This is a genomic window from Streptomyces sp. H27-H5 (genome assembly GCF_026627505.1).
Classification (GTDB): Bacteria; Actinomycetota; Actinomycetes; order Streptomycetales; family Streptomycetaceae; genus Streptomyces.
Window position 1 is genome coordinate 1 of record NZ_JAPNLK010000226.1, and the last position, 3971, is coordinate 3971.

Annotated in this window: 3 protein-coding genes; all 3 read left to right on the forward strand. The window is 68.1% G+C overall.

All coding sequences use genetic code 11. The features are described from left to right. Window positions 1-171: 171 nt before the first annotated feature. The 3 genes from OTB19_RS41965 to OTB19_RS41975 are packed head-to-tail and all read left to right on the forward strand — an operon-like array spanning window position 172 to window position 3897. Window positions 172-1308, forward strand: coding sequence for a tyrosine-type recombinase/integrase (locus tag OTB19_RS41965; protein WP_267804126.1), 1137 nt, complete (start codon window positions 172-174; stop codon window positions 1306-1308). Beyond that, window positions 1298-3454: a tyrosine-type recombinase/integrase gene (locus tag OTB19_RS41970; RefSeq protein WP_267804127.1), complete on the forward strand. Its 2157-nt coding sequence runs from the start codon at window positions 1298-1300 to the stop codon at window positions 3452-3454. The genes OTB19_RS41965 and OTB19_RS41970 overlap by 11 nt, the downstream gene beginning before the upstream one ends. Next, window positions 3451-3897: a DUF6262 family protein gene (locus OTB19_RS41975; RefSeq protein ID WP_267804128.1), complete on the forward strand. Its 447-nt coding sequence runs from the start codon at window positions 3451-3453 to the stop codon at window positions 3895-3897. Before OTB19_RS41970 ends, OTB19_RS41975 begins: the two co-directional genes overlap by 4 nt. The last annotated feature ends 74 nt before the right edge of the window (window positions 3898-3971 follow it).

The following is a 3971-nucleotide window of genomic DNA, read 5'->3' on the forward strand; positions in this document are numbered from 1 at the left end:
CGTTATCAACGGGGCCTGAGTCCCTCTCTTCTCTGTCTTCGACGAGCGTCACCATGAGCGTTCTGTGTCGTTGATGCATTGCTATCAACGGGAGTTCTTCAACGAGACGGAACGGCATCAGTGGCACACAGCTTGGCGGTCCGGCCCTCGCGCGGGCGGCGGACGTGGACCGTGATCGACGAGAAGTACCGGACGGTCGCCCCGGTCGAGGACTGGCTCGAGGCCCACCGGCAGCTGTGGTCTCCGAACACGGTCCGCGGCTATGCAACCTCGCTGTCCCAGTGGTGGACCTTCCTCGAACAACGGGACGAGACCGCGAGGTGGGACGAGCTCGGGGTCCCGGCGGTCGCCGGGTTCCTGTCTTGGCTGCGCAACGGCCGAACCGTCGAGCACGCCCTGGTCGAGCCCGAACAGGCGCCTGCGGCTGAGACGTTGGAGGCCAGGCTGGCCGCGTTGATCTCCTTCTATCGCTGGCAGGAGGCGGTCTACTCGGTGCCGGTGGCGGGCCGGCTGATGCGTGGGACGCCGCGGCGAGCCCCGGCCCGTGGGCTGCTCGCGCACCTGGACGCCCGCACCGCTCCTGCGCCGTCGTCGCTGGTGAGGGTTCGTCGTCACCGTCATCGCGGACGCCCGCCGCTGCTGCTGCCCGGTGAGATCCAGGCAATCCTGGACGGCTGCGCGATGCCGGACGCCACGGCCGGCGACTGGAGCGGGAACCTACGCGACCGGCTGCTGTTCGCGCTGCTCGCGGAAACCGGCATGCGCCTGGGCGAGGCCCTGGGCCTGCGGATCAGCGATTTCGTCATGGGCCGCGGCTCCACTCCCTATGTCGAGATCGTGCCGCGTGAGGACAACCCGAACGGAGCTAGGGTGAAGATGATGCGCCCACGGCGGGTCTATGTCGGCTGCGACCTGGAGAAGCTGTTCGCCGACTACCTCACCCATCTCGCCTGCCGGGCCGCCGAGTTGGGCATGGAGATTCGTACGGACTCGCCGCTGCTGGTGAACCTGACCCGTCCTCCGCTGCTGGCCGCGCTGCGGGAGGGGACGGTGCGGGACAAGACCGGCGCCCTGCGCAAGAAGGACATCGGGCCGGCCTCCTGGACCCCACACTGGTTCCGCCACAGCCATGCGACCGCGCTGCTGCTGGCCGGGACCCCGGAGTGGGTAGTCTCGCGGCGGCTTGGTCACGCACACGTGCAGACCACGCTCGACCTTTATGGCTGGGTCCGCGAGGACGAGGCTCTGCGGGCCGCGGTGAACTGGAAGTCGTACATCGCTGCTTGGCGGGTCGACGATGGCCGGTGAACAGCGCAATCTGCACGCGCTCGGCGACCAGGATCCGTTCTGGGGGCTGTGGTCGCAGTTGCCCGAGCCTTGGCAGGGTCCGGTGATCGGCGACGGGATCGACGACTGGGAGCGGATCACCGAGAACGGCGACCGCAACATCGACCTCACCGGCCTGCCCGAGATGATGGTCGCGGAACTCGCCTGGATGTCGCACTGGCAGGCCATGGACGGCACCCGCTCCTCGGTGCTGGGCACCAACCAGTTCGCGAACATCCTGCGCCGGGCAATCCGGGAGAAGCGTCCCTTCCCGGCCTCGATGCGGGCCATGGACTGGGAGACGGCAGCCGGCCTGCAGCGGTGGTTCTATGCCACCCGCTGGGGCCGGATCCCTCCCCGCGGCAGCGTCGCCCGGCTGCGGGTGATCTTCCGCTTCTCCCGTCTCGCCCTGCTCGCCCGCTGCACCAGCGGGCCGTGGTGGAGCCTGGACGAGTGGCACCCCCGTTGCGATCCGCGCATCCCGCTGGCCGAGCACGAACCCCAGGCCCACTACGGCTGTTCGCCCTCGAGAATCACGCACCCGTGGCTTCGGGAGGCGGTCAAGTGGCACCTGGGCACGCAACTGGAGGCCGGGACCATGCGCTGGTCGACGGTGAGCCAGGAACGGATGCGCTGCTATGCCCGCTTCGACCGGTGGCTTGAGACGTTCACCGACCCGCTCGACGTCCTCAGCGACCCTGCCCACGCGGTCCAACTCGCCGCGGCCTTCCGCCGGTGGGATGCCGACCCGGCCAACCGGCTCCTTCGCCAGTCCGAGCAGCGATTCGCCCACCAGCCGGTTCATCCCCGCCTCGTCAACGACGATCTGCGGGCCGTCGCCGAACTGTTCGCGTTCATCGCCGCCAACCCCACCGAGGCCCGCCAAGTCCTGGGGCCCAGTCCGTGGTCCCGGGCCACCGACGCGCACGCGGCCGGCTGGTTCCGCCAGGTCTCCCGCATCCCGCACCAGCGGGAACTCAACGACGAGCACTACGTCGACGATCACGCGCTCGCCCAGATTCCCGCCGCTCTGCCCCTGCTCGGCCTGCCCCGAGAACAACAGATGACCGTCACCCGCGGCGACGGACAGCAGGTCGAGGCCCGCGGCTTCGACGACCCGCAGGCCATGCGCATGATCCTGCTGCAGATCCTCACCGGACGACGGGCCAGCGAGATCCGCACCTGTATCTTCGACTGTCTCTCCCCGGTCCCCGACCGGCCGGTTGACGCGGCCGAGGGAGAGGAGATCGCCCGTTTCCACTACGCGCAGAGCAAGATTGATATCGCGCCGGACAACATTCTCGTCGACCGCGAAGTCGTCGCGGTCATCGACGAACAGCGGCAGTGGGTGAGCGACCGCCTCCCCGGCATCACCCCGCGTCATCTGTTCCTGCAGCGGACCGGCAATCGGCAGGGCGACAAGCCCTACCCGTCGGGCACCTACAGCTGGATGCTCCGCGAGTTCAGCAAGATCGTGAAGATCACCGACAGCAAGGGCAAGCCCGTCGGGCTGAGCCACACCCATCGCTTCCGTCACACCAAGCTGACCCGGCTCGCCGAACTCGGACTGCCCGTCCATGTGTTGATGCGCTATGCCGGACATGCCACCCCGTCGATGTCGATGCACTACGTCGCCGCCCGCCAGGAACACGCCGAGCAGGCGTTCCTGGCCACTGCGAAGTTGCGGGCGGATGGCACCCACATCGTCTTCTCCCGTGACGACCACGACAGTCTCCACCTGTTCAACCGGGCCGACCGGTTCCTGCCTCACGGCTGGTGCATGCTGCCGCCCCTGCAGACCTGCGACAAGGGAAATGCCTGCCTGACCTGCTCGGTCTTTGTCACCGACGACTCCCACCAGCCCGCGCTGGAAAGACAGTTGACGGAGACCGCGGCACTGATCGACCGCAGCACCGCCGCCTTCCAGGAACGACACGGCCGTCCGATGCCCGAGGACAACGTCTGGCTGCTGCAACGGCGAGCCGAGCACGCGGCCCTGACGAAACTGCTGGACACCATCGGAGACAAGCCCTGCCGAGCGGTCCAGGGAGCCGGCTGCGACGCGACCCCGACCGGTCCCGTCTCTCTCACCCTCGATCTTGACCGCCACCGAAGGACCCGGCCATGACCGACGCCCGCGCCAAGCGCACCCAGACACTCGCCGCCGCCGCGAAAGCGAAGTCCCAGGCCAAAACCCAGACGACGGAGAAGGCGATCCGCACCCTGGTCAAGCGGGGCGAGCCGATCACGTTCCAGGCCGTCCAGCGCGAGGCCGGCGTCTCACACGCTTTCCTCTATAACCACCCCGACCTGCGCGGACGGATCGAGCGGTTGCGGGCGCAGGCCCACCCGGTCCCCACGCCGACACCCCCAGCGAACGAACAGAGCACCCTCACCCTCGCGCTGACCAGCCAGATCAGCCGTCTCAAGAAGCAGCACCGAGAAGAAGTACAGGCCCTGCGGGACGCGTTGGAGCAGGCTCACGGCGAGAACCTCGACCTCCGTCGCGAACTCGCCCGCCGCGGCGGAGACATCGCACCCTCAAGAACCCAGATCATCGGACCCTGCTGAGTACGCAGCATCAATCGAAGAACCATCCTGAGCTGCAACAACATGCTCAGATCGAGGTCGAACCGGCGATAACG